This is a genomic window from Polaromonas sp. P1_F1, assembly GCF_056405795.1.
The window spans coordinates 109,525-136,459 of sequence record NZ_JBFUBJ010000006.1; the positions used below are offsets into that span (position 1 = coordinate 109,525).

Below are 26,935 nucleotides of genomic sequence, written 5' to 3' on the forward strand. Positions count from 1 at the left end.
GCTGCTTCGATTGCAGCAAGAGATTGAAAAAAAGCCGTACGGTGCCCGGTTTTCACTGGCACAGGTCATGCGTAGAAGCTTGTCAGCAGCGTCATTTCTGCCGCCTGTTTTATCAACGACACAAGGAGCTTCTTCATGACAACATTGCCCGTGGATATTCACCCGGTCGCAGGCCGCATCGGCGCCGAAGTGCGCGGCCTGCGCCTGTCTGCCGACCTGCCAGGCGCCACCATCACCGCGCTGAACCAGGCGCTGCTCAAGCACAAGGTGCTGTTCTTTCGCGGCCAGCAGCATCTGGACGACGCATCGCAGGAGGCCTTTGCCAAGCGCCTGGGCGAGCCGGTGCCGCACCCCACGGTACCGGTGCGCCAGGGCACGGGCTTTATCCTTGAGCTGGATTCGGAACACGGCGGGCGTGCCAACTCCTGGCACACCGACGTGACCTTCGCCGTGGCCCCGCCCAAGATCTCGGTGCTGCGCGGCGTGGTGATCCCGCCCGCCGGCGGCGATACGGTGTGGGCCAACACGGCATTGGCTTACCAGGGCCTGCCGCCCGCGCTGCGCGAGCTGGCTGAAAAGCTCTGGGTGATTCACGGCAACGATTACGACTACGCCGCTTCACGCAGCGAAGACGAAGTGTCGAGCGAAGGCCTGCGGCATTACCGCGAGGTTTTCACCCGCACCTTGCATGAAGCCGAGCACCCGGTGGTGCGCGTGCACCCCGAAACCCGCGAGCGCACGCTGGTGCTCGGGCACTTCGCGAAAAAGCTGGTCGGTTATTCCAGCACCGATTCACAGCACCTGCTGTCGGTGCTGCAAAGCCACGTAACGCGCCTTGAAAACACCGTACGCTGGCGCTGGATCCAGGGTGACGTGGTGATCTGGGACAACCGCGCTACGCAGCACTACGCCATCAATGACTACGGCGACCAGAAGCGCATCGTGCGCCGCGTCACACTGGCCGGCGACGTGCCGATCAGCGTGGACGGCCGCCGCTCACGCGTGCATGGCGGCCAGGCGCAGCCACCGAAGGTCGCCCAACCGGTAGTGCCTGCCGAGGCCGTGGCTGCCTGATGGATTGATCTTTCGTGTGGCATGGCCGTGCTGCCAGTGCGGCCGGCCATTTTTGCCGGCTTCGCGCCGGCTTTTTTGTGCTTTTGAGCAAAAAAATGGCCGTCTTGATGCATTTTGAGCAATCAAAACGGCCGCTAGGCCAATGAAAATGGGCGCCACCAGCTATCAAATAGATAGCATATGGTGGCGATGGGTTGAGGCTCAGGCTCTCTGCAGCAGGTGGTAGCTGTGGTCGTCCGAAGCGGTCGACTTGCGGCCACCGCCCCAGCCGACGGCTTTGCGGTAGCTGCCGAGCAGGGCGCCGTGGCGCAAGGCTTCTTCATTCACCTGCACGGACTCATCGGCGCTGGGAGCGACAAACAGCGCGTCTTCCGGGCAGTACAGCTCGCACATGAAACAGGTCTGGCAGTCACCCTGGCGCGCGATGACCGGTGGGCCGCCGGGCACGGCGTCGAACACGTTGGTGGGGCAGGCCGTCACGCAGATGTTGCAGCCGGTGCATTGCGAAGCGCTGATGAGCTCGATCATGCGACCACTTCCTGGCTGACCCGGATTTCGTCGAGCCCGTTGCTGATGAGGCGGTGCCGCTGCGTGGGGTCGGGTGCGGCGTGCTCCTGGCGCCGGTGCATGCCCCGCGTTTCGTTGCGGGCCAGGGCGCTGCGGTACATCCATCGTGAATGGGCCAGCAGCGCGGCGGCTTCGCGTGTGCGAACCGCCTGTTGCCTGTCGGCCGGTGCGGCCTGGCGCAGGCGCAGCCACAACGCGTCGAGCCGCGACAGAGAATCTTCCAGCACGCCGCCGCTGCGGAACCAGTTGCGCTCATAAGGAAACACTTCGGCCTGCACGGCCCGGATCAGGACTTCGCTGTCGGTGTGTTCGCTGCCCGTGCCCTGCAGGCCCACGCCGCCGGCGCGCAGCACCGCGCGTGCGGCGCTGTGCCCGTTGGAGCGTGCGAAGCCCGCTGCGCCCGCACCGGCCCAGAACCCGGACGACAGGGCCCAGGCCGCGTTGTGGCTGCCGCCGCCGGTAAAGGCGCCGCAGATCAGCTCACGCGTGGCGGCGTCACCCGCGGCATACAGGCCGGGCACTGAAGTCGCGCAGTCGCGGCCCGTAATGCGCAGGCCGCCGGTTCCGCGCACGGTGCCTTCCAGCCGCAAGGTCACGGGAAAGCGCTGGGTGAAAGGGTCTATGCCTGCGCGGTCGAAGGGCAAAAAGAAGTTGGGCTGGGCGGTGCGCATCCAGGCTTTCACCTGGTCGTCGGCTTTATCCAAACGGCCGAACACACGCTGGGTCTGCAATGTTTTGGCAATCAGGCTGCGGCCAAAAGCCGAGCCGGCGCCTTCAATCACGCTGCCGTCTTCGTAGTAGAAGGTGGCCCACTGGTAGAACAGCGACTTGGTGACCGAGGCAAATGCTGCACCCAGGCCGTAGGCGTTGGAAAACTCCATGCCTGAAAAATCAGCGCCCACCTCGGCGGCCATCAGGTGGCCGTCGCCGGTCAGCACGTTGCAGCCCAGCGCGCGGCTTAAGAAAGCGCAGCCGCCGGTGGCGATCACGGCAGCACCAGCGCGCACCACCCAGGGCTCGAGCGTCTGGCGTTGCTGGCCGGTGGCGCCGCACACGGTGCCTTGTTCGTCCACCAGCAGTTCCAGTGCCGGGCTATGGTCGAGGATGCGCACACCTGCCTCCTTGGCGCGCTTGCGTATCAGGCGCATGTACTCGGGGCCTTGCAGCGAGGCACGGCGCTGCTCGCCGTCTTCGCCTATCGGGAAAGGGTAGCCCCATTCGGCCAGCTGCTGCATGTTGGCGTAGGTCTGCTCAAGCACGCGGTCCATCCACGCGTGTTCGGCCAGTTGCCCGCCCTTGTCGTAACGGCTGGCTTTGGCGTCTTCGCGCTGCGTGCCTTGCGGCTCCACGTACCAGACGCCTGTGCCCGAAGGCGCCGTGGCGCCCGAGGTGCCGCAGTAGCCCTTGTCGGCCAGCACCACCTTGGCGCCCTGTGCTGCGGCGCTGATGGCGGCCCAGGTTCCGGCGGGGCCGCCGCCTATGACCAGCACGTCGGCATCGTGCTGCCGGGCGCCTGCCGCGTTCGAGAGGGCGGTGAAGTTGAAGTCGCGGCTTCCCATCACGCCACCTTTTGGGCCTTGACGGCGAACTGGTTGACGGGCCGGTCCAGCCCGAGGTTTTCGCGCAGCGTGCTGCCTTCGTATTCGGTGCGGAAAATGCCGCGGCGCTGCAACTCGGGGATCACCAGGTCCACAAAGTCGTTGAGCGACTCGGGCAGCACTGGCGGCATGACATTGAAGCCGTCGGCGGCGCCGTTTTCAAACCACTCCTGGATCTTGTCCGCGATGGTCTGCGGCGTGCCTACCACCACCCAGTGGCCGCGCGCACCGGCCAGGTATTCATAAAGTTGGCGCACCGTGAGCTTGTCGCGCCGCGCCAGCTCCAGCACCACGTGAGCGCGGCTGTTCTGGCCCTTGGGCGGTTCGGGAATGTAGGGTGGCGGGGCGTCCAGGTCCCACTTCGTGAGGTCTTCGCCGGGCCAGAATTGGGCAATGGTGTTCAGGCCCACCGAAGGGTGAATCAGCTTTTGCAGCTCGGCCCACTTGGCCTCAGCCTCGGCCTGTGTGCGGCCGATGACAGGCGAGATGCCGGGCAGGATCAGCAGCTGTTCAGGCCGGCGGCCGTATTTGGCCAGGCGGCCTTTCACGTCGCGGTAGAAGGCCTGCGCTTCGGCCAGGCTGGTCCAGGCGGTGAAGATCGCTTCGGCGGTGGCCGCCGCCAGTTCGCGCCCGGGCTCGGACGAGCCGGCCTGCACAATGACCGGGTAGCCTTGCGGCGGCCGCTCCAGGTTGAGTGGGCCCTGCACCTTGAAGTATTTGCCGCTGTGGTTGATCTCGTGCAGCTTGGCCGGGTCAAAGTAGCGGCCTGTTTCGGGGTTGCGGATGAAGGCATCGTCTTCGAAGCTGTCCCACAGGCCTTTCACCACGTCGATGAACTCATGGGCCTGCTCATAGCGCACCTCGGGGTCGGGGTGTTTGTCGAGTCCGAAATTTCCGTACACATTGTCGGCGCCGGTGGTCACGACATTCCAGGCCGCGCGACCTTTGCTGATGTGGTCCAGCGAGGCGAACTTGCGTGCCAGCAGGAAGGGGTCTTCGTAAGTGGTGGAAGCCGTCGCCACAAAGCCGATGTGTTTCGTCACGGCCGACAGGGCCGCCCACAAAGTGACCGGTTCGAAATAGGACACGCGGCCCTGCCGGCTGAAGGCCTCGTCGGTGCCGTGGAACGCCACGCCCGGGCTGTCGGCCACAAACACCTGGTCGAACAGGCCGCGCTCGGCCGTCTTGGCCACCTCGATGTAGTGGTCGATGTTGACGCCTGAATCGACCTGCGAGCCAGGATGCCGCCAGGCCGCGATATGGTGGCCTGTGGCCATGATGAATGCGCCCAGGCGAAGTTTGCGTTGAGTCATGAGGGATGTCTTTCTGTGGGTAATGGGGTCAGCTGTGCGAGGAAGCAGGCTTCCACGCCGTGAAGTGGCGCTCCAGCGCCTGCAGTGCAAAGTTCAGCGTGACCCCGATGGCTGTGATGGCGATGATCCCGAAGTACATGTCGGCAATCAGGAAACTGAACTGGGCGTAGATGATCAGGTAGCCCAGCCCGGCTTTGGCACCCACCATCTCGGCGGCAATCAGCACCAGCATGGCCGAAGCCGCAGCCAGGCGTATGCCCACGAAGATGGTCGGCACGGAAGCGGGCAGGATGACCTTCAGGAACAACTGGCGCGGTGTCACTCCCATGGTGCGGGCCGACTTCACGAGCAGCGGATCCACCTGCCGCACGGCCGAGATGGTGTTGAGCAACAGGGGCCAGGCGCACGAATACACCACGATGGAGACCTTGGACACCTCGCCAATACCCAGCAGCAGCAAGAACACTGGCAGCAATGCCAGCGGTGCCGTGTTGCGCAGCAGCTCAATCAGCGGGTTGAGCGTGTTGCCCAGGCGCCGGTACCAGCCGATGGCCAGCCCCAGCGGGATCGCGAACACGATGGCCAGCAGCAGGCCGCCGAGCGAACGGGCCAGGCTGATGGAGGTGTGTTCCCACAGCTGGCCGTTCAGTGCCAATGCCCAGCCGGCGGCAAGCACCTCGCTGAGCGGCGGCAGGAAGGTCGGGTCGGTGAGGCCCAGGCGCGGCGCCAGTTCCCACAGCAGGGCCAGCGCCACGATCAGGCCGGAGCGCCAGGTGGCATTGGCAACTTGCGCCTGCAGGCGCTTCCAGAGCGGCGGCGTGTGAAGGGCTAGCGGTGCGGCGCCCGCGTTCAGGGCAATGTCAGACATGGGCAATTTCCTTGAGGATGGGTTGTGAGGAAATACGGGCGCGGCGTTCGCGGCGGGCAGATGCCACCTCGTCATGCAGCTGCGACCAGATCTCGTGGCGCAGCTCGCCGAACAGCGGCAGCGAGCGCACGTCGTCGGTGCCGCTGCGCAAGGATTCGGGGATGTCCACGATCTGCTTGATGCGGCCCGGCCGGGTCGTCATGATGGCCACGCGCTGGCCCAGCACCACGGCTTCGTCGATGCCGTGCGTGATGAACACAATCGTCTTGCCGGTGCGTTGCCAGATTTCGATCAGCTCTTCCTGCAGCGTTTCGCGTGTCTGCGCATCGAGCGCGGCAAAGGGCTCGTCCATCAGCAGCACCTGCGGCTCGTAAGCCAGGCTGCGCGCAATGGCCACGCGCTGCTTCATGCCGCCGGAAAGTTCATGCGGAAAGCGGTTGGAAAAATCGGTCAGGCCCACCAGCTCCAGGTAGTGCGCGGCCTTCTCGCGCCGGGCGCGCTTGCTCACGCCCGCCACCTCCAGGCCAAAGGCCACGTTGTCGAGCGCGCTGAGCCAGGGGAAGAGGGCGTATTGCTGGAACACCACGCCGCGGTCGCGCGCCGGCCCAGAGACAGGCAGGCCGTCAATCAGCACGCGGCCGCTGGTGGGCAGCGCCAGACCGGCCAGCAAATCGAGCAGGGTGGACTTGCCGCAGCCGCTGGGCCCGACCAGCACCAGGAACTCGCCGGGGCGCACGTCAAGCGTCACGTCATGGACAGCGATAAAACGTTTGGCGGCGCCGCCGTCGTCCGCGCGAACGGTGAACTCCTTGCTGACGTTTTCAAAGCGGATTTTTGCGGCGCTCATTTGGCCACCGCCAGCTTGTCGCCGCTGTTGGCGTAGGGATTGAAGGCGTTGGTGTACAGGTCAGTGGGCTTTACCTGGCCGGGTTTGAGCAAACCGTCCTTGACCAGCCAGTCAATCCAGATCTGCAGCTCCTTGTCCTTGATCACGCCTCCGGTTCCCGCCACGCCGGTACTTTTCCAGTACTGGATGGTGTCTGTGCTTTCGGCGCGCTTGCGGCCGTCAATGATCTTGACGAAGCGCGCCCGCACCTCGGCTGGCGGTGTGTTGCGCGCCCATTCGATGGAACGCGCCAGCGCCGACACCAGGTGGCGGCTGGTGTTGGGGTTTTGCTCGATGAACTTGTTGTGCAGAACGATGGAACCGGCCGTGAAGTTGCCATACAGGTCGCGGTCTGTGAACAGCGGGCGTATGCCGCCGCGCTCCCGCGCCTTGTCGCGCAGCACACCGCCCAGGGTGGTGACTTCGACCTGGCCCTGGCGCAGTACCTGTTCACCGGTGACCGGCGGCGTTACGACCAGCGTCACCTGCTTGGCTTCCGCTTCGCTGAGCCTGGCGCGTTCCAGGTATTCGCGGACCATGAACTCGTGGTGTGCGCCCAGCGTGTTCACCGCAACTTTTTTGCCGATCAGGTCGCGTGCGGATTTGATCGGGCTGTCTTCCTTGACGTAGTAGCCGCTCCAGGTGTTTTCGTCCACCCCGTAGTAGCCCAGCACCGCCTTGATCGGCGCTTTCTTGGCCAGCAACTTCACGACCGCGCCGTTGAAGGCGCCGCCCAGGTCGACATCGCCAGTGACCACGCTCTGGATGTCCTGCGGGCCGCTGATGGTGTTGCCTACCCATTTGGCCTTGAGCGGCGCAAGGTAGCCCAGGTCTTCAGCCAGCTCAATCCAGGTGACCTGGCCGGCCCAGCCCTGGTAGCGGATTTCGGTTCTTTCAGGTGGGGGCGCGGCATGGCCTTGAGCGGACAGGAGGCCAAACGACAAAGCTGTGAGACCGAGGAAGCGAGTGATGTTCATGGCGTGAGGAGTGAGTGGTTGACGGGTTCAACATCGCAGCATCCATGCCAGTGATTTCGGGCTGATTCAGGGGGGATTTCTGGGTTTTCAGGTCGTCCGGGTGGCTTTGTTGCTGCATCCCGGGCAGCCGGCTGTTGAGGTGCTGTCTGGTTTTGCGCAGAGGCGGCCTGGCGTGTTGACGGGAAGCGGGCAGCGTTGTGGAACCTTGGGGTATTTCTGTCCTGAAGTCCTACAGCGCGCGGCGGTGAATTGATTTAAAACCGGAAATGCCTTTTGCGCATTCGCGCATTCGCTGATCAAACCCTTTCATTCCCACCCTCCTGGAGAACCCCATGGCTCAATACAACATCGCTGTCATCGTCGGCAGCATCCGCAAGGATTCGTTCAACAAAAAACTCGCCAGTGCGCTTGAGAAGCTGTTCCCCGCGGACTTCAGCTTCACGCATGTGCGCATTGACGACCTGCCGCCCTACAACCAGGATGACGACGGGAATCCGTCGGCAGAGGTGAAGCGGCTCAAGGGCGAGATCAAGGCGGCGCAGGGCCTGCTGTTTGTCACGCCTGAATACAACCGCTCAATTCCCGGTGTGCTGAAAAACGCCATTGACCATGCCTCACGGCCTTATGGCCAAAGTGCCTGGGACGGCAAGCCTGCCGGCGTGATTGGGGCATCGGTTGGCGCGATTGGTACCGCGCTTGCCCAGCAGCACCTGCGCAATATCCTGGCCTATCTGAATGTGCCTACGCTGGGGCAGCCTGAGGCTTTTGTCTACAACAAGGACGGTTTGTACGACGCTGATGGCGGCATCAGTGAAGGCAGCCGCAAGTTTTTGCAGGGGTGGGTGGATGCTTATGTGGGGTGGGTTAAGAAGCACGCCTGAGCGTCATGCTTTTTGCTCAGGGCGGCTGGCCGGGGGTTGCCCGGCGGCAACTCACTTTCTTTTGCTTCGCCAAAAGAAAGTAAGCAAAGGTCACGTAGTGGGGATTCGCTCACTTCGCGAAGCGAAGTTACGCGAATACCAAAAGGCGACCCTGCTGTCTGCGTCCCTTCGCTGCGCTGCGGGCAGCCTGCGGTGCTCGGTCCAGCCGGGGTCTCGCTCGAACTCGCCTTCGGCTCAGACAATCGCGATCCCTGATCCGCCTGGCCCTGCGCTCCTCGGCGCATCCACAAGGGTTTGGGGAAGGAATACCTAAAACCGAAACCCGAATAGCGGACGCAGGCTTCTGCTTAAAACGGCGCGTCGCCTTCGATGGTGGTGCGGTAGAGCTTGCGGCGCAGGTGGTCGGGGGTGCCTGCGGCCAGGTGGGTGACTGAGCGGTTGTCCCAGAACACCATGTCGTGCGGCTGCCATTGGTGGCGGTAGATGAGTTCGGGGCGTGAGGTGTGTTCGAACAGTTCGCTGAGCAGGGCGGTGCTTTCGTCCTCTGGTATGCCCAGGATGCGAGTGGTGAAATGCTCGCTGACAAAAAGCGCCTTGCGTCCGTTTTCGGGGTGGGTGCGCACCACCGGGTGAACCACCGGCTTGACCTCTTCAACCTGCTCTTGTGTGAGCTTGGGCCGCCACGGGTTGCGGTTGCGCAGTTCTTCGTATTTGGCGAGGTAGGTGTGTTCGGCGCGCAGGCCCTGCACGGCTGTTTTTAACGCGTCGGGCAGGGTGTCCCAGGCGGTGTGCTGGTTGGCAAAAAGCGTGTCGCCGCCTTCGGAGGGCAGCTCCTGGGCATGCAGCAATGAGCCCAGGCTGGGTTTGTCTTTGTAGGACAGGTCAGAGTGCCAGAAATGGCCGGCGTCGCCCAGGCCGATGGGTTCGCCGTTTTCCTTGATGTTGGAAACGATCAGGATTTCAGGGTGGTTTTTCAGCTGGAAGTTTTTCAGCACATGAATTTGCAGCGGCCCAAAGCGGCGGCTGAAATCAACATGCTGCTGCGGCGTGATGCGCTGATCGCGAAAGACCAGCACGTGGTGGTCCAGGTGGGCGCGGTGGATGCGGCTGAAGTCCGCTGTGGTGAGCGGCGTGGACAGATCCATGCCCAGCACCTCGGCGCCCAGAGGGGCGTCAAAAGGCCGGATCTCGATGGAGGAGGGGCCATGCGTTGTTGCCGACACATCGGCACGGTCGTTCGGAGTCAAAGTCGCTGTCATCTTCATCTTTCTCATCTGCGCCCTGGGACGCCGGTCAGCCCATAAATGTAGGAGTGCCGCCGTGCCAAGCGAACTACCTATTCGTCGTTTGTTAATTACTTTTAAGTCTGTTCGGCTTCGCCACACGAGGACGCCAACCATCTTATCTACCGGATCCACTCACCCGCAACGCTTTCACCACCAGCGAAAAGGCCGGTGAAGGCTGGCGCCTGCTGGGATAGTACAGGTGGTAGCCGGAAAATTTTGGGCACCAGTCCTGCAGCACGCGCACGAGCCGCCCGGCTTCGATGTGCGCCATCAGTTCGTCTTCCGGCAGCAAGGCGATGCCCAGCCCCGCCAGTGCCGCGTCGACCTGCGGCGGTGTCGTGTTGAAGATCAGCGGGCCATCCACCCGGACATTGACCTGCCGACCGCGGCGCTCAAAGTCCCAGACGTAAAGCCCGCCGGAAGTAGGCATGCGCTGGTTGATGCAGTGATGTGCGGTGAGGTCGTGCGGTGTTTTGGGGATGGAATGGACCGCAAAATAACCGGGTGAAGCCGCTACCGCCATGCGCAGCGGCGGGCCGATGGGCACGGCGATCATGTCTTTGTCGATCGTGTTTCCCAGGCGTACGCCGGCATCAAAACGGTCGGCCACGATGTCGCGAAAACCATAGTTCACGTCGAACTCCAGCTTGATGTCCGGGTACTCGCGAAGCAGTGGCGCGAGCTTGGGCAGCAGCACGCTTTGCAGCACATGGTCGCCACAGGTGATGCGCACGGTGCCTGCAGGTTTGTCGCGCAGATCGGTCAAGGCGTCGAGTTCCGACTCAATCTCGTCGAAGCGGTGGCCGATCGCCTTCATCAGCCGCTCGCCCGCAGACGTCGTCGCGACGCTGCGTGTGGTGCGTGTGAGCAGCCGGATCTTCAAGCCTTCTTCCAGCCCCCGGATTGCCTGGCTCAGCGCTGACGGGGTCACGCCCAGCGTGGCGGCGGCCCGGGTGAAGCTGCCCTGGCGCGCCACGGTGACGAAGGCCAGAAGGTCGTTGAGATTGCGTCGAGGCATTTGCAGGTCTCCGTTTTGCAGGCTACTGATTAGCCATGCTAACAAATTCATTAAGGATTCATTACATAGTCAATGTTAAAGGTACTTGGCAAACTTCAGGAACTGCGAACGGAACCCGGACCACGTCGAACAAGGGCAACCGTCACGCGTAGTGCCTTCAGACCCAACCAAAGAGGAACATCGACCATGAAAACACCATCAGAGAACGACGGCCGCGCAGCGGTCGAACTGTCCAGCGACGCCTCCGGCCGCCGTGAGTTTTTGAGAATGACTGGAACAGGCGTGGCTGCGGCCGGCATGCTTTCGACCGTTGGAGGCGCTGCCTTTGCGGCGGATACGCCGGCCATACCAGGCAGGCCCGGTGGTGCCGATAACTTTTACAAGAGCGACAAGGTGACCGTGCAGAAGGTGACCTTCAGGAATCAGTACCGGATGAACGTCGCGGCGAATCTTTTCGTTCCCAAGACGCTTGATCGTAAAAAACGCAACCCGGCCATCGTTGTGGGCCACCCCATGGGTGCGGTGAAAGAGCAAAGCGCGAACCTGTACGCTACCAAGATGGCGGAGCAGGGCTTTGTGGCCATGTCTCTGGATACCGCCTTCTGGGGCGGCAGCGACGGCCAGCCGCGCAATGCCGTTGCGCCGGACCTGTACGCCGAGAATTTCAGCGCTGCAGTGGATTACCTCGGCAGCCAGGCGTTTGTAGACAGGCTGCAGATCGGCGCCATCGGAATCTGCGGCAGCGGCAGTTTTGTCATCAGTGCGGCGAAGATCGACCCACGCATGAAAGCCATCGCCACGGTGAGCATGTATGACATGGGTGCGGCCAATCGCGACGCCCTCAATCATTCGCAGACCCTTGAGCAGCGCAAGCAGATCATCGCCGCCGCCGCGGCGCAGCGCGATGTGGAATTCAAAGGTGGCGCAATCCAGTACACCAGCGGTACCGTTCATGAGCTCACGGCAGACACGCATCCCATCCAGCGCGAGTTCTATGACTTCTACCGCACGCCGCGAGGCGAATACACGCCCACGGGCGGATCGGCGCGAACCACCACGCACCCGACCCTGACCAGCAACGTCAAGTTCATGAACTTTTACCCGTTCAATGACATCGAGACGATCTCGCCTCGCCCCATGCTGTTCATCACGGGCGACCAGGCGCATTCGAAAGAATTCAGCGAAGACGCCTACAAGCGGGCCGCCGAACCGAAAGAGCTGTTCATTGTTCCGGGCGCCGGCCACGTGGATTTGTATGACCGGGTGACGCTGATTCCCTGGAGCAAGCTGACCGCGTTCTTTGGCAAGCACCTGGTGCAGACCGGCGCCTGATGGCGGTTCGGGCAATCATCAACGCGGCGGGCGGCGTCCGCGTCGAACGCGAGACCGCCTTTCACTTCGCCGCGCGCAGACGGAGGTTTTGCGCCTCGCTGATGCTGCCACTGCTTTGCGCGAGTAGTCTCGCTGCTGCGGGCGGYGACACTCGGGCAGTTTCCCAACAACCATCTGACCCGACACCCCGCAGGAAGGTCCCCGTGATGAAAATTCAGATGAGCGTGGATGGCATCGTCATTGCGACGGCAACACTTGACAGCAATGACAGCGCCAGAGATTTTGCGGCACTGCTTCCGCTGAACCTTGTGTTGAAAGACTACGCGGCCACCGAAAAAGTCGCTGACTTGCCGCGTGCTCTGTCAACGAAGGGCGCGCCGGTAGGGCACAAGCCCTCCACAGGCGATATCGGTTACTACGCTCCCTGGGGCAATCTGGCCATTTATCACAAGGACTTCGCTTTTTCAGACGGCCTGGTCCGCCTCGGGCGGCTTGACTCAGGGCTGGACGCCATGCGGCGCCCCGGTCCTGTTGCGGTGAGGGTCGAACAGGCTCCTCCATGACGCTGCACGGCACAACGTGTCTGGCCGTGTGCATCGGGCAGATGATGTTGGCGAAACAAAAAAAGCCCGCAACTGCGGGCTTTCTTCTGTGCGGCGTTGCGGCGTCATGGCCGGACGCCGGCAACTCAAGCAGCCAGCGCGGCTTTTTCCTGGTTGGCGGATTTTTGCGTGTGGGTCACGATTTCAATTTGCGCGGCGGCCAGCGCGGCTTCCTTGGCGGCTTCGCCCATGGCCAGGCCTTCGGCGCGCACAAAACGCACGTCGGTGATACCGAAGAAGCCGAACACCACTTTCAGGTAGCTCTCCTGGTGTTCCAGGGCTGTCATCGCGTCGCTGGTTGAATACACACCGCCACGCGCAGAAGCCACGATCACCGTCTTGCCGCCGGCCAGGCCCACGGGGCCTTTGTCGGTGTACTTGAAGGTGCGGCCGACTTGCGCAACGCGGTCGATCCAGGCCTTGAGCTGGGTGGGAATCGCGAAGTTGTAGAGCGGTGCGCCCACGACGATCACGTCAGCGGCCAGGAATTGCGACACCAGCGCTTCAGACACGGCGTTTTCGCGCTTTTGCACGTCGCTCAGGGCCGTGCCGGCAGGCATGCGGAAACCCAGCGATTCGGCGGAGAGGTGGGAAGGTGTGTCGGCGGCCAGGTCGAGGTAGCTGACTTCGGTGGCGGGGTTGGCGGTGCGCCATGAGGCCACGATCTGGGCCGTGAGCTGGCGGGAAACCGAGTTGCCGCCAAGGATGCTGGAGTCGATGTGAAGAAGTTTGGTCATGGTGAATTCCTTGAATGAAGTGATTGATCGGGTGGGATAAACCGGTTTTCAGGCCGTGTTCACCTTGAACCGCAGCCATGGGATAGATTGTGCGGATGAGTCGAGTGTTTGATAAGTTGGCAAAAATGTGACTTATCGTTCTACTGGTGAGACAATAAACGCCGCAAAATCACAAAATTCCTTCAAACCGGCGCCATCGCGCGCGGTGCAAGGCGAGCAAAAGGCGGCGAAAGGACTTTTCCCATGCAAGACCTCAATGACATGCTGTATTTCGCCGAAGTGGTGGAGCGGGGCGGCTTTGCCGCCGCCGGGCGGGCGCTGGGGCTGCCCAAGTCGCGCCTGTCGCGCCGCGTGGCTGAGCTGGAGGCGCGGCTGGGCGCGCGGCTGCTGCAGCGCACCACCCGCAAGCTTTCATTGACTGAGGTCGGCGAGATTTACCTGCGCCACTGCATCGCCATGCGCGACGAGGCCATGGCGGCGTCTGAAGCCGTGGCGCAAATGCAGGTCGAGCCACGCGGCACGCTGCGCATCACCTGCCCGGTCACGCTGGCGCAAAGCACGGTGGGCTACCTGGTGCCGCGCTACATGGCGCTTCACCCTCATGTGAAAGTCGACATGCGCGTGACCAACCGGGTGATTGACCTGGTGGAAGAAGGCATCGACATTGCCCTGCGCGTGCGGCCCACGCTGGAAGACAGCGGCAGCCTGGTCGTGAAAAACCTGGGCGCCGGCTCCGGGCGCCTGCTGGCCAGCCCGGATTTGCTGAGGCGGCAGGGCACGCCTGAAAAACCGGAAGACCTGCACAAGCTGGACACCGTCGCCATGTCCTGGGTGGACGGCCGGGCGTCGTGGACGCTGATGGGCCCCGAGGGAAAGGAGTTTGTGCTGCAGCACCAGCCGCGTTATGTGGCCGACGACCTGCAAACCCTGAAGCTGGCCGTGCTGGCCGGCACCGGCATGAGCTTTTTGCCAGAATCCCTGAGCGCGGTGGAGCAGCAGGCGCAGTTGCTGGTGCCTGTGCTGCCCGGCTGGGCGCTTCGCCCCGGCGTGGCGCATGCGGTGTTCACTTCGCGGCGCGGACAGATTCCGGCGGTGCGCAGCTTTCTGGACTTCCTGGGGGAGCGGATGCGGGGTGAAGAGCTGGTTTGACGGCCTCGCCTGGCGGATTCGCCGGCTGCGAGTGCAGGTAAGGTGCTATGAATTTAGTAGCTGCTTGCGCTCGTCCTTATTGGGCTGGAGGCGATTTCATACTCAAAAAGACTGCCTGAACAGCGAGAGCAGGCTGTTTAGGACCTGCTCCGGGGTGTTCAGGCCGGCGCCATCGCATTGGCGACGTTGATGAATACATTGCCGAATTCATAGACTCTTGGGAAACCCATTTCCCCACTCCATTACTTCAAAAGGACAACACCGATCACAGGACAAATTGCTATGTAGCCTGCGCCGACCATCGTGATAGGCTGAAGGTAGCGATAGCACGCCACAAGCCAGAAACGATCGGGGCGTTGCGCGGCCTCTAACAAACGTTCATCGTTTGTCAGCGAGCCAGGCGAGTCTCTTTTTGGCGAGCTTCCGGTTGCAAACCAAAATGCCAGATTTGCGATCGCAGCCATACCAATGGTGACGAGCATTGGAAAAAATATCAAAGGAAATGCGATCATTTCGTCATGAACTCCATTTAACGAAATGACATATCCCAATACGCATAGCCCAACAATCACCCCGGCTGGTACGCCCAATATTTTTGACTTTTTCTTTTTAATTTCAATTGTCATTGGGGAATTCTTCGCAATTTTTAGATGTGAATGGTCGAGATGATCTATTGCGATTTCTAATTAGTCTTCAATATTTAGAGATCATTGCAATCAGACCACCAATCGCTTCAACGGCAAAGAAAAAAACAAGACCCCACTTCATTACGAAGGCATCTTGGGGGAAGTGTTCCCTTAAACGAGAGAATGCTTTCCGATATTCAGTCTCCCCGGAGAAATAAGCTTTGTGCTTACTAAATAAGTAGACCAAGTACACGAAAAGAAAAAACCCAGCGGTTCCAAATAGAAGGGCAATTATTTTCATGTAGTTTTTTTAATTAGCTGAAAGTTGTTGAATTGCGCTGAGGTTTGACCCCCAACTGTCGCCTTCAGCCAAGAAAGGGCTGTGACGTCTGTCTCCACGAGAAGGATGTTCACGATCCTCGCGAATGTATGCGATTTCCAGGAGGATTGGCCGATAGTTGGATTCGCCTGCTGTCGCGCCGACCAGGATTTGCATGTTCTGAGAAACTTCCCAATGAGCGCTCCCGGCTTACCAGGCAGCCAGCCGTTGACAACCAATTCCTCATGAGAAATATGGTCACAAGCCAATAGGGACGAGCGCAAGCAGCTACAAAAATAATAGCGCCAGGACTCGCTGGATATCACGGCCGACGGCAACCGGGCGGAAGCCGTCGGGCGATTTCAGCGAGCAATATGCTTCAACGCTATTTACTGCCAGTTGGCAGCAATCACCGGCGCCAGACTGCTCTGGTAGCTGGCAGGCAGGGTGGTCTCACCCGCTGCTGGCGGGCTGAACGATGCCATGGCCTGCACCAGATTGTTGACCTGGGTGTTGAGCAGGGCATGCCCATCGCTCACCTGAAAGACTTCGATCTGGTTGAACATGCTGGCGTACCAGTCCAAGTTTTTGTCCGCACCCCCTCGGGTCAAGCTTCAGCGAAATTCAGGACTCGTGTTTCGCATCATGTGCGTCAAAACGACACCGCCTCCTCTATTTGAAGAGGTGCTAATTATTCCAAACGCACACATGCCGGTTAACTCCTTCGGTGCACATGCATAGTCATTCACACATCAGCATCGGTTTCAAATGAGAATGTTTGGGTTAATGATGCTGCTCGAAGTTGCTGAACCTCATCTGGATTGAATGAGCATCGCGATTTATTGAACAAGGTAGTTTTGCGAAACGCGATTGACAGGGTTCACACCACCGGCTGACACTTGCTCTCAAATAGCAAAAGAGGGAGTGGGCAGTGGTCAATCAATATTGTCGGCCGGCGCGCCGATGTGTGGGCGCGGCTAATACCAAACAGCCTTTATTGCATATCGCCGCTCATCTTGTGATGAGCGCCGCCCGGCTAGGCGAGCACATTTTCCACCAGGTATCAGCGTGGTTTCCTTGGCTCATTTTGCTCGTGCTGATTGGCATTTCATTTAGTGCTTCTGCCGTTGTCCCCAAGACACTTCAGTTTTTTTATGCCTCGGCATGGGCCTGTCAAGGAACATTGAATACGCCCCAACCTACCGCATTGGCGGCCTGCGAAAACTTTGCCATCACGGCAAATGATTGCACGGGCATTCAACCTCCTTGGTATGGCTCGACTCTGGTTGGAGACCAGTGCTATGTGTACAGGTCCCGTCCGGCGACGCCCGATTGGAACTACACCTATGGCTCGGGTACCTTGCAGTGCCCCGAACGTACCGATTTGGTCAACGGCTCTTGCGTTTGCAAGAAGGGCTTCAAAGAGGATGGCAACAGCACGTCGTGTGTGGTGGCCCCGCCGCCGCCTGTGCTGACATGTCCTGCGCCGAAAAAACGCTTTGTCGATGGCATTGAGGTCGGAAGCCCGATCATTCCCGCGACCGGGGAAAAGGTGTTTGACGACTATGACTACCAGGACGTAGGCCCGCATGCGCTCAGCCTGCTGCGTAGTTTTCGCAGCAGCCGGTCGGCGGGTACTGTGGCGGCAGGGGGCAGCGCCGCTTTCGGCCAAACCTGGTCGCACAACCATGCAGCGTCTGTCCAGCTGGAAGGCATTGTCGGTACGGCAGACAGCACCGCCAAGGTCATGTTCGGCGACGGCAGCGTACGCGAGTTTGGCTGGCAGGTGGGAACCAGCAGCTGGCTGGCCACCAACAGTGCCGATACCCTGGCCTCCAACGGCACGGGCCTGCTCTACAAACAGCTGGACAACGACAGCCAGTGGCAGTTCGATGCGGTTGGCAAGCTGCTCACCGTGACCCAGAGAAACGGCTGGGTCGCTACCTATACCTACAGTACCACCAGTACGCCCGGTAGCATCGCCCCCGTTCCAGGCCTGCTGATCACGGTGACCAACAAATTTGGGCGCAGCCTGGGCTTTATTTACAACGCCTCTAGCCAACTGGTCAGCGTGACGGCGCCTGATGGCCAGGTCATCAGCTACGGCTATGACGGCACTGCAGCCACGGACCGCCTGACAACCGTGACCTACGCAGGCAGTGTGAGCGGTGCCGTCAGCAAGACTTACCACTACGAGAACGCAACTTTTCCGCAATTGGTGACCGGCATCACCGATGAGGTGTCGCATCGCTATGAAACCGTCAGCTACGACACTCAGGGCAGGGGCCTGAGCACCGAATTGGCCGGCGGCGTGTACCGGTACAGTGTGAGTTACGGGGCCGCAGGCGCAACAACCGTCACAGACCCGCTGGACACACAACGTACTTACAACTACAGCACAAACAAGGGCCAGCTCGCCGTGACCGGGGCAACCCTGCCGAGCGCAAGCGGCTCCGGCGACGCGGCCAGCCGGGTGCAAGACGCCAGTGGACTGGTCACGCAAGAGACCGACTTCCTGGGTGTCAACACCATGTACACCTGGGATATCAACCGGCGCCTGCCATTGACCACCACCAAGGCAACAGGCCTTCCTGAGGTGCAGACCACGACCACCCAGTGGCACCCAACCTTCAGGTTGCCGGTGTTGGTGACAGAAGCGGGAAGAACGACCGCTTATACCTACGACACACAGGGAAACCAACTGAGTCAGACCGTCACCGACACGGCCACTAATGTGGCTCGAACCAGCAGTTGGACCTACAACCCTGAAGGCTTAATCGCCACTAAGAGCTTCAATAACATCGTCCAGCAGACCTACGCCTATTACAGCAGCACCAGCTTCAGCGGCACGATACCCAACGTGGTAGGTCACACGGTTGGCGACCTCCAGTCAGTCACCAACGCAGCAGGCCACATCACGCAGTTCACCCTGTACGACAGGGCAGGGCGCGTGCGTCAGATGATTGACCCCAAAGGCATCGTCACAGACACGACCTACACCTCCAGAGGCTGGGTCAGCAGCGTAACGGTGACCCCACCAGGTGGGGTAGCCCGGATCACAACGTACAGCTACGACAACGCCGGCCAGCTGACGGGTGTGGTTATGCCCGACAGCAGCACCATGAGCTACAGCTACGACGCCGCGCACAGGCTGACGGGTGTGACCGATGCCAAAGGCAACACCATCACCTACACCCTGGACGCCATGGGCAACAAGGTCAGCGAGCAGGTCAAAGACCCGCAAGGCAACCTGCAAAGAAACATCACCCGCGTGTACGACGCCCTTAACCGGGTCCAGCAAGTCACGGGAGCGAGTAATTGAACCCCAATGCAAATCAAGCGTATCAGCGAGGTAATAACGTGAATGAAAAGTGCACGAATACTCTAAAGCCTAAGCTCATCGTGGGAAATACGGCAAATCTGAAGAAACAGCTTTTGGCGTGGATTGCTGTGCTGGCTGCGTTGATGTCAGGCACAGCTTTCGCCAATGTGGATCCGCTTACTCCGAGCTGGCTCGGTGTTTCTGCGGGCAATGGAGCGTGCATGTCTTCTGCAATTGCTTCCTGTCAGGCTCAGGAGCCGTTCCAGGGAGTAAGTTGGGTCGCTATGAGCGCGGAGCCGAATCCCAAGCTGCTTTTGGATCAGCAAATCTGGTTCCATTGCACTGTGCCAAATAAGGGCCTTAGCACGTACTCAGCCGTCGGTTGTACGGTTCCCCCCGTTTGTCCAGCGGGGTCGGATCCAAACGGCGCGACGTGCGTTTGCAAGCCAGGCTATCTGGAGAACCCTCTCAAGAACGGTTGCTACAACAGCAGCACTACCAACATTGCCAACCTCCTTTTGAGCTCGCAGCCACAATCTTGTAAGGATGCTGGTTTTGTTCAGAAGGGCAAACCTATCACGCCCTTGGTCGGCGCCGAGACGCACACGGTAGCAACGGGGTTTTCGGTTGGTGGCCAGGAGTGGCGTGTGACTTACGACAACCGCAAGGTTTTCACCGCTGCGTCTATGGGCGTTGCACCCAAAGTGCTCGGCAATAYCCCCGCGCTCGGTGCGCTATGGGAGAGTTCGCTGCACAAGAACATCGTTATCGGTGCAGGGGGGTTCGACGCGCAGGTCATGCGTGGAAACGGCACCGTCGTCAGCTTCAGGTACAACCCGACGAACGCCTCCTATGCTCCGATGGGTTTGAACAAAGATTCGCTGGTCGTTGTCTCCGGTGGCTATCGCTATCTGGAGGCTTCCTCACAGACCCTGGAAACTTACAACGCCGCGGGGCGGATCACCTCTGAAGCCGATGGCCGCGGGAACAGGATAACGTACGCGTATAGCTCGGCGGCGAGTACCGCTGCCCCGGCCGCTGGGTACTTGGTGTCGGCAACCGACAACACGGGCCGTAGCATCAACTTCAGCTATACACTGCCCTCCGGCGGCAATGCCGCCACTGACGGGCTGCTGAGCTTCATCAGCAATGCCATGGGCCAAACCATCAGCGCCCTTTACGACGCCAACCGCAACCTGGTCGAACTCCGCTGGCCCGACAACTCGGCTCAAACCTTTGTTTACGAAAACTCCAGCCTGCCGTGGGCGCTCACGGGGTCGGTGGACGAACTGGGGAACCGCTATTCCACCTATGGTTACGATGCCGCCGGCCGTGCCATCTCCACCGAACTTGCCGGGGGCGTTAACCGCTACAGCGTGGCTTACGGCACTCCACCTTCCGTGGCTGTCACGCAAACCTACGATGCCGCAACGACCATTACCACCCGCGCCCACAGCATGGTGTCGCCCAGCAACGTGGTTCTAGCCCTGCCCAATGGGCAAAGCTCGGACATCGCGTCTACCACGGTGGGTGGACTGAACAAGGCTACGGGCCTGAGCCAGCCGGCAGGCTCAGGCTGTGCCGCAGCCAATAACGCCTCCGCCTTTGATGCAGCTGGGAATTTGCTCTCACAAGATGATTTCAACGGCGTGCGCAGTTGCTATGCGTATGACGGTTCGAATCGGGAGATCACGCGAGTGGAAGGCCTGTCCAACACCGCGGCCTGCAATGCCGTGCTACCTGGCGGCGCCACTTTGCCGGCAGGGGCTAGGAAATTCACGACCACTTGGCACCCGGATTGGCGGCTTCCTGTTGCGAGTGCCACGCCTGGGACATTGACAACGCTGGTTTACCAGGGCCGGCCAGACCCTTTGAACGCCGATGCAGCGGCCAATTGCACCAGTGCGCCAACGTTGCCGAATGGAAAGCCCTTGCCCGTGGTGTGCAAGAGGATTGTTCAACTCGCGAACCCGGCAGCAGCTGGAGGTGGTCCAACCGATCCGAGTGCAGCATTTAATTCGCTTTTGCTTCACATGAATGGGACGAACGGCTCGACAGCTTTTGTGGACGATGGTGCTGCTCTGAAAACGCTCTCTGTCACAGGAAGTGCCTCAATTTCAACTGCGTCGAAAGTATTTGGCACCGGCTCCGGCGCTTTCGCCAACAGTGGATACATCTCGGTACCCGCTGGAACCGACTTTAACTTCGGGTCGTTGCCATTCACCATCGAGTTTTTTCTGAAGCCTGGTTCCATTGGCGGTATTCAGAGCCTTATCTCCACACGACTAGGCCCTGTTTACTCCCCATTTGAGATAGACCTGGAAAACAGCTCTGTACGTATTCTCAAAAGCAACGCGGCCGTGAATAACTGGGAGATTGTTGGTGTATTCCCGAGCACGGCGATTACGGCCAACGTCTGGCAGCATGTTGCCATTGTGGGGAACGGGGCCACGATGTCGGTCTACGTCAATGGCGTCCCATCCACCAGTACCGCCGCCTACACGCCTTTCGCAGCGCTCACGGGCCCTTTGTATATCGGCAAGGGTGGGGAGGCCGTCGCTTTCACCGGGAATATGGATGAAGTCCGTATCACCAAAGGTGTTGCACGATATTCAGCGGCTTTCACACCGCCAGCGGCGCAGTTCCCCGGTATCGCAGCCTATCTTCCTGCGTCAGGCCCCGATGCGAGATTTACCTATGATGTTTCCGGCCGCATCCTGACTTCCATAGATGCGAACAATCGCAGCACCAGCTATGTGTACTACACCGATACCAACATCGCCGTTGATGTAGGCCATACGATCGGAGACCTGCAGAGCGTGACAAACGCAGCAGGGCACGTCACCCAATTCACCCTGTACGACAGGGCGGGGCGAGTACGGCAGATGATCGATCCCAAAGGCATCGTCACCGACATGAGCTACACCCCCCGAGGCTGGGTCAGCAGCACCAGTGTCACGCCGCCGGGCGGAGTTGCCCGCACCACCACTTACAGCTACGACAACGCCGGCCAGCTGACAGGGGTGGTTCTGCCCGACAGCACAACGATGAGCTACAGCTACGACGCCGCCCACCGGCTGACCGGTGTGACCGATGCCAAAGGCAACACCATCACCTACACCCTGGACGCCATGGGCAACAAGACAGGCGAACAGGTCAAGGACCCCTCGGGCAACCTGCAAAGAAACATCACCCGGGTGTATGACGCCTTGAACCGGGTCCAGCAAGTCACGGGAGCGAGCAATTGAACACCACAACAACCATCACCCAAACAGGAGGTCGCATGAGCAGCCCTAGCCAAGTCGGTCAAACCTTCAACGCCTGGCTAAGCCGCCTGGCGCTGCTCATTGCCCTGGCCCCGGGTCTGGCGCTTGCCGCCACCCCCACGACCACAGCGCTTTCAAGCAGCGCCGGCACCGCCCCCGTAGGCCAGAGCATCACGCTGACCGCCACCGTCACAGGTGCGAGTCCCACCGGCAACGTCACCTTCAAGGACGGCAGCGCCACCCTGGGCACCGGCGCCGTGACAGGCGGCGTGGCAACGCTTGCCACCAACGCCCTAGCCCTGGGCAGCCATGCCTTAAGCGCCGACTACGCAGGCGATACCAACAACGACCCTTCCACATCTGGCTCCATCACCGTCGCCATCAACAGCGGCACCCTGACCTGGCAATACGGCTACGACGCCATGGGCAGGCCCACCACCGTAGTCGATCCCAACGGCCTGGCCAGCTACACCTACTACGACAGCCTGGGTCGCCCCATCCAGACCCAGCAGCCCGCCAACACCGGTAGCAGCACCCCCACCACCACCGGCTTCGCCTACAACGCCAATGACAACCTGACCCAGGTCACCGATCCCCGCAACCTGGCGACGACTTACAGCCCCAACGGCCTGGGTGATGTCACCGCGCAGACCAGCCCGGATACCGGCACCAGCCAGTACACCTACGACCTCAACGGCAACGTCCTGACCAAGACCGACGCCAGAGGCAAGCTCACCCAGTACGCCTGGGACAACCTCAACCGCCTGACCAGCATCAGCTACCCCACCGGCACCGCCAGCGTGCTCGAGTACGACGGCGGATCCACTCCCACCCCAGCCGCAGTGGGCGAGCTCACCAAGATCACCGATGCTTCCGGCCAGGCCGTCTACAGCTACGACAGCCTGGGCCGCAAGACAGGCAAAACCCAGACCATAGGCAGCAAGACCTTTACGGTGGGCTACAGCTGGGGTGACACGGGAAGCGCACTGGACAAGCTCACGGCGATTACCTATCCGAGCGGAACAAAGGTCAACTACAGCTACGACCCCCAGGGGCAGGTCAATGCCGTCACGGTCAATCCGCCGAATGCCAACGGCGTGGGCACCAGCGGAACAACCCTGCCGCTGATAACGGGCATCACCACCAATGCCGAGAACAAGCTCACCGGCTGGACGTGGGCCAGCAGCAAGACCCAGGCGATCAGTTATGACGCCAACGGCCAGATCAGTGCGTACAACCTGGGCGACCCGACCAGCACAGGCGTTCGCCGCACTATTACCCGAGACAGTGCAGGGCGCATCACCGGCTACACCCACACAAGCAACGGAGCGCCTGTTCCCAGCCTGGACCAGAGCTTTGGCTATGACAACCTGAACCGCTTGACCAGCGCGGCCCTGGGCAGCAGTGCGATCCAGTACAGCTACGACGCTACCGGCAACCGTATGGCCAAGGTCATCAGTGGCACGAGCTACCCGAACACCATCGCCACGACCAGCAACCGGCTGAACCAGACGCAAGACACAACAGGTACGGCCACCGTGGTGCACGATGCGGCCGGCAACATCACGAGTGACGGGACCAACAGCTACACCTACAGCGACCGGGGAAGACTGGCGACGATGACGAATGCCGGCGGCACCGTGAGCTACAGCTACAGTGCCCTGGAGTCGAGGATGAGCAAGACGGGGCCGACGGCGCTGGTGCCTACCGGTGCGGCTTACTACGTTTATGACGAAGGGGGCAAGCTGCTAGGTGAGTACGATGCCAATGGCGCTCCTCAATATGAAACCATTTACATGGGCATGCCGGTCGGGGTGATCAAGCAGACGGGGACTGCTGCAACCAGCGACATTGCCATCAGCCTGTACAACGTCTCGACCGACCAGTTGGGTGCACCCAGAGTGATTACGCGGCAGAGTGATGAAGCGATTGCTTGGCGCTGGGATACGGCGGAGCCCTTTGGGGCGACGGCGCCTGATCAGAACCCGTCAAGCCTGGGCGTCTTCGCGTTCAACCAGCGCTTACCCGGGCAGGTGTTTGATGCCGAGAGTGGGCTGTTCCAGAACTGGCACCGGGAGTACAACCCGCGCATTGGGCGCTATATGCAGTCCGATCCTATTGGACTGGCTGGCGGGATCAATACCTTTGCATATGTCTCGGCAAATCCTTTGAGTAAAATCGATCCGCAGGGGTTGTGGTCAACTGCCGCGCACAACGCGATTTTGGATGCTATAGGTGCTCAACTGAGATTAACGAGCGCACAAATAGCTGCCATGAAACAGGGTTCGCGTGATGCTGACAGCATGAAGTATCAAGATGCGGCGAACGCATTTATGCATGCAATGAGTTCATCTGCGTTAACCAAGGCGCAATCATGTAAGTTGCTGAATACATTCGTTGAGAATGAGTTAGCAAAAGCCGACACTATTTCGAATTTTGACAAAACAGCGTCGTTCATAAAGCTTGGATTTGCACTACATCCGATAATGGACTCGACATCCCCTGCACATAGGGGCTTTCAGAAATGGAATCTATTCTCGCAAGGTCACAGACATGGGTCTGGCCAGCATTCAGAGGAAGATATTCAGAGCCTAACACCAGAGCTTTTGAAAGAAACTTTGGATCAAATTAATGCTGCCATTTCAGGGCAAAAAATCGATTGTTCTTGCTATGAATAACTTGCTTAGAAGATGGGTTGCACTATGTTTTTGGTGGCCTATGCTTATCGCCTTACCGGCAAACTCGGCTTCTAGAACATTTGACCAATACCAGATAGAAACGGCATGGTTTGACTCCTCGAACATATACATCGCTTTTCACAAAACACGAGTAAATGTATCGTCCTCCAGATCAGACCTTGAAGGCACACCGAAGTATTTAGCAAATGAGAGGCGTATTGCTAAGTTCGATAGAAAACTTTTTGTAAATGGAGCAAGAGTTAATTTGTCGGCTGATAGTAGGGTGTCCACAAGTATCTACAAAGATGACGACTTTCAAGTGGATGCAGATGGCGATCATGTATCGATAGTTTGGGGTAACAGGACAGGACGTTGGCCCCAAGCCCCTTCTACTATCGTTGCACCGGTTCGATACAGAGATCTCCTGTTTTTCCAAAATACTCTACTCAATGTTACTGAGCAGTCAGAAGTTTCAATTTCTCAAGATTTCTTTGCACAAATTAACGCAGACTGTTCAGCTTATAGAAGCACCAGTTTTTTAGCAATTCCTGCGGCTCCGGTCTACGCGATAGATAATGAGAGGCTTTACGCGACATGTTCCACTGCTTGGCAAGAAATTAAGAGCCTGAATTTGGTTAGTTGGTCTTTGGGGCCTATCGGAACCTTAAGTAAAAAAGTCATTTCATTGCCCCCTTCAAGGTCAGGGTACACGGTTTTAAATTCATCTCAAGTCTATAGCCCAGCGAGAATCACTTTGCGCGCTCGTTCCGGCAACGAGTTATTGAGTTGCTCAGAAACCGAGTGCACGAGATTCTTCATTTCCAATGCTTATACATACGCAATTCTTGATGACGCGGGCATAGCAATATTGCTCACTCAGCAGGACCTTACTTCACCGATGCTTGCGATTCGAGTAGCCAAAGCCCATTAGAGGATTTTCGACAAACCTTTGATGCCGAGAGTGGGCTGTTCCAGAATTGGCATCGGGAGTACAACCCGAGGATTGGGCGGTATATGCAGTCCGATCCCATTGGACTGGCGGGTGGCATCAATACCTTTAGCTATGTGGAGGGCGATCCGTTGAGACTAGTGGACCCGTCGGGTCTGGATACAACCGTGGTGTGCCGGCCTGTGAACGATCCGAAGGCTCGCCGGCTTGGCGCTAAACACTGCTTCGTCGTCGTGTGGCATTGGAAAGACGTGTGTGGCGTTCGGGTAAAGATTGTGGATGGTCAATACAGCCTGGCAGGCGGGCGAACTATGTTCAATCAAGGAAGCAATGCGCCCACGTACGTTGACGATCGGAATGCATGGAACGGTGGAGCCCCGGCTGAAGCATACGAAGTGCCTCCGCCAGCGGGGGTGTCTGGACCGGATTTTGATAGAGAGGTTATGCGACAAGCCGAAGGATATGACTCGATCCGACCGTACGACGCGAAATTTGGACCCAACTCGAACACCGCTACTCAGCAATCTGTTGAAAGAGCTGGTGGTACGGTTCCAAATATTTCGGGCGCCTATGGGCAGAACTGGACACCTGCGAAGCCGAGTCCGTTCGGCGCCGGACTGTGGCGGTGAAAATCATGGAACAACTTGCAGATAGTGATATGGACGGCAAACGACGAGGCCGAGTCATGCGCTGGTCGATACTGGGAGTGCTGACTGGAATCATTCTGCTCACTTTAGCGCAGCAGATATTTTTTCCTGTAATTTCCTTCAAGCGAACGGAGTTACTTGGCGCCAAACTCGGGGCGTCGAAGCAGCAAGTAATGAGAATACTTGGCGACAGCGGTGTAGATGATGTTCTACCCGAACTGGTGGGATATCCAGTTATTACCAGGAAGAACATTGCTCAGCTTCAGGACCTCGATGCCGCCCCGGGAATATGCGTAAGTGACTATAAAAACAGTAAAAGCGCGAAATTCAATTTCGATTCAAACAATGGTCCCGTGGGTTTGGTGCACGCATCAGTGAAGGAATTTGCAGCGCTATCCCCGATCAAGACTCGATCCGAGTTGCTGGAGAAGTTACGCGAGCTATTAAGCGATGAGGCAGGGGTTGAAGTATTTGCCTGCATTGCAAGCTCAAGATGGGTTCGACTGAAGAGCGGAATCACCGACAAAGACACAGCCTTGCTACTGAATTACGATGCCTGGACGATAAATGTTCCTGGAGGCTATTCGACCGCGCAACTCCAATTCGCTGATGGCCGGCTATCAGAAATAAATTACCGGTGGCGCCTCTTTGAGTCTTTATAGCTGCGACTATTTGAAACAGGGTTGTGGATCCGTGTGTTGATCCGCTTTTTTCATCGAGCACTGAGCCAATGGTGACTCCTTTGGCGTAGGACTGGCGATCCGCATTTCCGGATTTTGATGGGGTCAAGCGACTGCAAAAAAAGGCAGGTCACATCGACGCGAAACTTAACACCCTCAC

General features: G+C 59.5%; 23 protein-coding genes. 11 read left to right on the forward strand and 12 right to left on the reverse strand.

The annotated features are described in order from the left end of the window. Window positions 1–135: 135 nt before the first annotated feature. Entirely contained in the window at window positions 136–1,074 is a 939-nt protein-coding gene (locus AC1DZE_RS16740; RefSeq protein ID WP_477672452.1) for a TauD/TfdA dioxygenase family protein, read from the forward strand. Window positions 1,075–1,275: 201 nt separating this feature from the next. Here AC1DZE_RS16740 and AC1DZE_RS16745 read toward each other — a convergent pair whose 3' ends face one another. Genes AC1DZE_RS16745 through AC1DZE_RS16770 form a run of 6 tightly spaced genes read right to left on the reverse strand, consistent with a single transcriptional unit; the run spans window position 1,276 to window position 7,283 of the window. Next, the gene (locus tag AC1DZE_RS16745) at window positions 1,276–1,602 is read right to left on the reverse strand and encodes a 4Fe-4S binding protein (protein ID WP_477670794.1); all 327 of its coding nucleotides are present in this window, start codon (window positions 1,600–1,602) and stop codon (window positions 1,276–1,278) included. Beyond that, a complete protein-coding gene (locus tag AC1DZE_RS16750; RefSeq protein WP_477672459.1) occupies window positions 1,599–3,200 on the reverse strand; it encodes an FAD-binding protein in 1,602 nt (533 codons plus the stop codon). Before AC1DZE_RS16750 ends, AC1DZE_RS16745 begins: the two co-directional genes overlap by 4 nt. Beyond that, a complete protein-coding gene (locus AC1DZE_RS16755) occupies window positions 3,200–4,552 on the reverse strand; it encodes an LLM class flavin-dependent oxidoreductase (RefSeq protein WP_477672453.1) in 1,353 nt (450 codons plus the stop codon). The genes AC1DZE_RS16750 and AC1DZE_RS16755 overlap by 1 nt, the downstream gene beginning before the upstream one ends. Window positions 4,553–4,580: 28 nt before the next feature. Further along, window positions 4,581–5,420, reverse strand: coding sequence for an ABC transporter permease (locus AC1DZE_RS16760; RefSeq protein ID WP_477672454.1), 840 nt, complete (start codon window positions 5,418–5,420; stop codon window positions 4,581–4,583). Next, on the reverse strand, window positions 5,413–6,267 hold the full coding sequence (locus AC1DZE_RS16765; protein WP_477700325.1) for an ABC transporter ATP-binding protein: 855 nt from the start codon (window positions 6,265–6,267) through the stop codon (window positions 5,413–5,415). The genes AC1DZE_RS16760 and AC1DZE_RS16765 overlap by 8 nt, the downstream gene beginning before the upstream one ends. Continuing rightward, window positions 6,264–7,283 carry an ABC transporter substrate-binding protein gene (locus AC1DZE_RS16770; protein WP_477672456.1) on the reverse strand — a complete coding sequence of 340 codons (1,020 nt, stop codon included), beginning with the start codon at window positions 7,281–7,283 and terminating at the stop codon, window positions 6,264–6,266. Before AC1DZE_RS16770 ends, AC1DZE_RS16765 begins: the two co-directional genes overlap by 4 nt. 332 nt (window positions 7,284–7,615) lie before the next feature. Between AC1DZE_RS16770 and AC1DZE_RS16775 the strand changes: the two genes are divergently transcribed. Then, entirely contained in the window at window positions 7,616–8,164 is a 549-nt protein-coding gene (locus tag AC1DZE_RS16775) for an NADPH-dependent FMN reductase (protein WP_477672457.1), read from the forward strand. A 347-nt stretch (window positions 8,165–8,511) separates the two neighbouring features. Here the strand turns inward: AC1DZE_RS16775 and AC1DZE_RS16780 are convergent, their stop codons facing one another. Next, complete coding sequence (locus AC1DZE_RS16780; RefSeq protein WP_477700326.1) at window positions 8,512–9,423, reverse strand: TauD/TfdA dioxygenase family protein; 912 nt, start codon at window positions 9,421–9,423, stop codon at window positions 8,512–8,514. A 142-nt stretch (window positions 9,424–9,565) separates the two neighbouring features. Next, the gene (locus AC1DZE_RS16785; protein ID WP_477674518.1) at window positions 9,566–10,468 is read right to left on the reverse strand and encodes a LysR family transcriptional regulator; all 903 of its coding nucleotides are present in this window, start codon (window positions 10,466–10,468) and stop codon (window positions 9,566–9,568) included. Between the two features lie 186 nt (window positions 10,469–10,654). Between AC1DZE_RS16785 and AC1DZE_RS16790 the strand changes: the two genes are divergently transcribed. Together AC1DZE_RS16790 and AC1DZE_RS16795 are read left to right on the forward strand one after the other, a co-directional pair. Then, window positions 10,655–11,800: an alpha/beta hydrolase gene (locus tag AC1DZE_RS16790; protein ID WP_477700327.1), complete on the forward strand. Its 1,146-nt coding sequence runs from the start codon at window positions 10,655–10,657 to the stop codon at window positions 11,798–11,800. A gap of 206 nt (window positions 11,801–12,006) precedes the next feature. Then, entirely contained in the window at window positions 12,007–12,363 is a 357-nt protein-coding gene (locus AC1DZE_RS16795) for a cyclophilin-like fold protein (RefSeq protein WP_477674253.1), read from the forward strand. Between the two features lie 125 nt (window positions 12,364–12,488). On the opposite strand, the gene AC1DZE_RS16800 is transcribed toward AC1DZE_RS16795, so the two are convergent. Then, window positions 12,489–13,139, reverse strand: a complete 651-nt coding sequence (locus AC1DZE_RS16800; RefSeq protein ID WP_477674251.1) for an FMN-dependent NADH-azoreductase — start codon at window positions 13,137–13,139, stop codon at window positions 12,489–12,491. Between the two features lie 243 nt (window positions 13,140–13,382). Between AC1DZE_RS16800 and AC1DZE_RS16805 the strand changes: the two genes are divergently transcribed. Then, on the forward strand, window positions 13,383–14,288 hold the full coding sequence (locus AC1DZE_RS16805; RefSeq protein WP_477670782.1) for a LysR substrate-binding domain-containing protein: 906 nt from the start codon (window positions 13,383–13,385) through the stop codon (window positions 14,286–14,288). A 242-nt stretch (window positions 14,289–14,530) separates the two neighbouring features. Here the strand turns inward: AC1DZE_RS16805 and AC1DZE_RS16810 are convergent, their stop codons facing one another. The 3 genes from AC1DZE_RS16810 to AC1DZE_RS16820 form a co-directional block, all read right to left on the reverse strand. Then, window positions 14,531–14,914: a hypothetical protein gene (locus tag AC1DZE_RS16810; protein WP_477674233.1), complete on the reverse strand. Its 384-nt coding sequence runs from the start codon at window positions 14,912–14,914 to the stop codon at window positions 14,531–14,533. A gap of 67 nt (window positions 14,915–14,981) precedes the next feature. Further along, window positions 14,982–15,215: a hypothetical protein gene (locus tag AC1DZE_RS16815; RefSeq protein ID WP_477670780.1), complete on the reverse strand. Its 234-nt coding sequence runs from the start codon at window positions 15,213–15,215 to the stop codon at window positions 14,982–14,984. A 407-nt stretch (window positions 15,216–15,622) separates the two neighbouring features. Next, complete coding sequence (locus AC1DZE_RS16820; RefSeq protein WP_477670779.1) at window positions 15,623–15,817, reverse strand: hypothetical protein; 195 nt, start codon at window positions 15,815–15,817, stop codon at window positions 15,623–15,625. Window positions 15,818–16,536: 719 nt separating this feature from the next. Here AC1DZE_RS16820 and AC1DZE_RS16825 point away from each other — a divergent pair. The 6 genes from AC1DZE_RS16825 to AC1DZE_RS16850 are packed head-to-tail and all read left to right on the forward strand — an operon-like array spanning window position 16,537 to window position 26,757. Then, window positions 16,537–18,555: a DUF6531 domain-containing protein gene (locus AC1DZE_RS16825; RefSeq protein ID WP_477700328.1), complete on the forward strand. Its 2,019-nt coding sequence runs from the start codon at window positions 16,537–16,539 to the stop codon at window positions 18,553–18,555. Further along, the gene (locus tag AC1DZE_RS16830; RefSeq protein WP_477700329.1) at window positions 18,552–21,803 is read left to right on the forward strand and encodes a LamG-like jellyroll fold domain-containing protein; all 3,252 of its coding nucleotides are present in this window, start codon (window positions 18,552–18,554) and stop codon (window positions 21,801–21,803) included. Before AC1DZE_RS16825 ends, AC1DZE_RS16830 begins: the two co-directional genes overlap by 4 nt. Before the next feature lie 35 nt (window positions 21,804–21,838). Beyond that, a complete protein-coding gene (locus AC1DZE_RS16835; RefSeq protein WP_477700330.1) occupies window positions 21,839–24,499 on the forward strand; it encodes an Ig-like domain repeat protein in 2,661 nt (886 codons plus the stop codon). After that, window positions 24,453–25,430, forward strand: coding sequence for a hypothetical protein (locus AC1DZE_RS16840; protein ID WP_477670773.1), 978 nt, complete (start codon window positions 24,453–24,455; stop codon window positions 25,428–25,430). Before AC1DZE_RS16835 ends, AC1DZE_RS16840 begins: the two co-directional genes overlap by 47 nt. After that, window positions 25,367–26,077 (forward strand): RHS repeat-associated core domain-containing protein, encoded by a 711-nt coding sequence (locus AC1DZE_RS16845; RefSeq protein ID WP_477671211.1) that lies wholly within the window; start codon window positions 25,367–25,369, stop codon window positions 26,075–26,077. The genes AC1DZE_RS16840 and AC1DZE_RS16845 overlap by 64 nt, the downstream gene beginning before the upstream one ends. Window positions 26,078–26,082: 5 nt before the next feature. Continuing rightward, window positions 26,083–26,757, forward strand: a complete 675-nt coding sequence (locus AC1DZE_RS16850; RefSeq protein WP_477670772.1) for a hypothetical protein — start codon at window positions 26,083–26,085, stop codon at window positions 26,755–26,757. Window positions 26,758–26,935 lie beyond the last annotated feature (178 nt).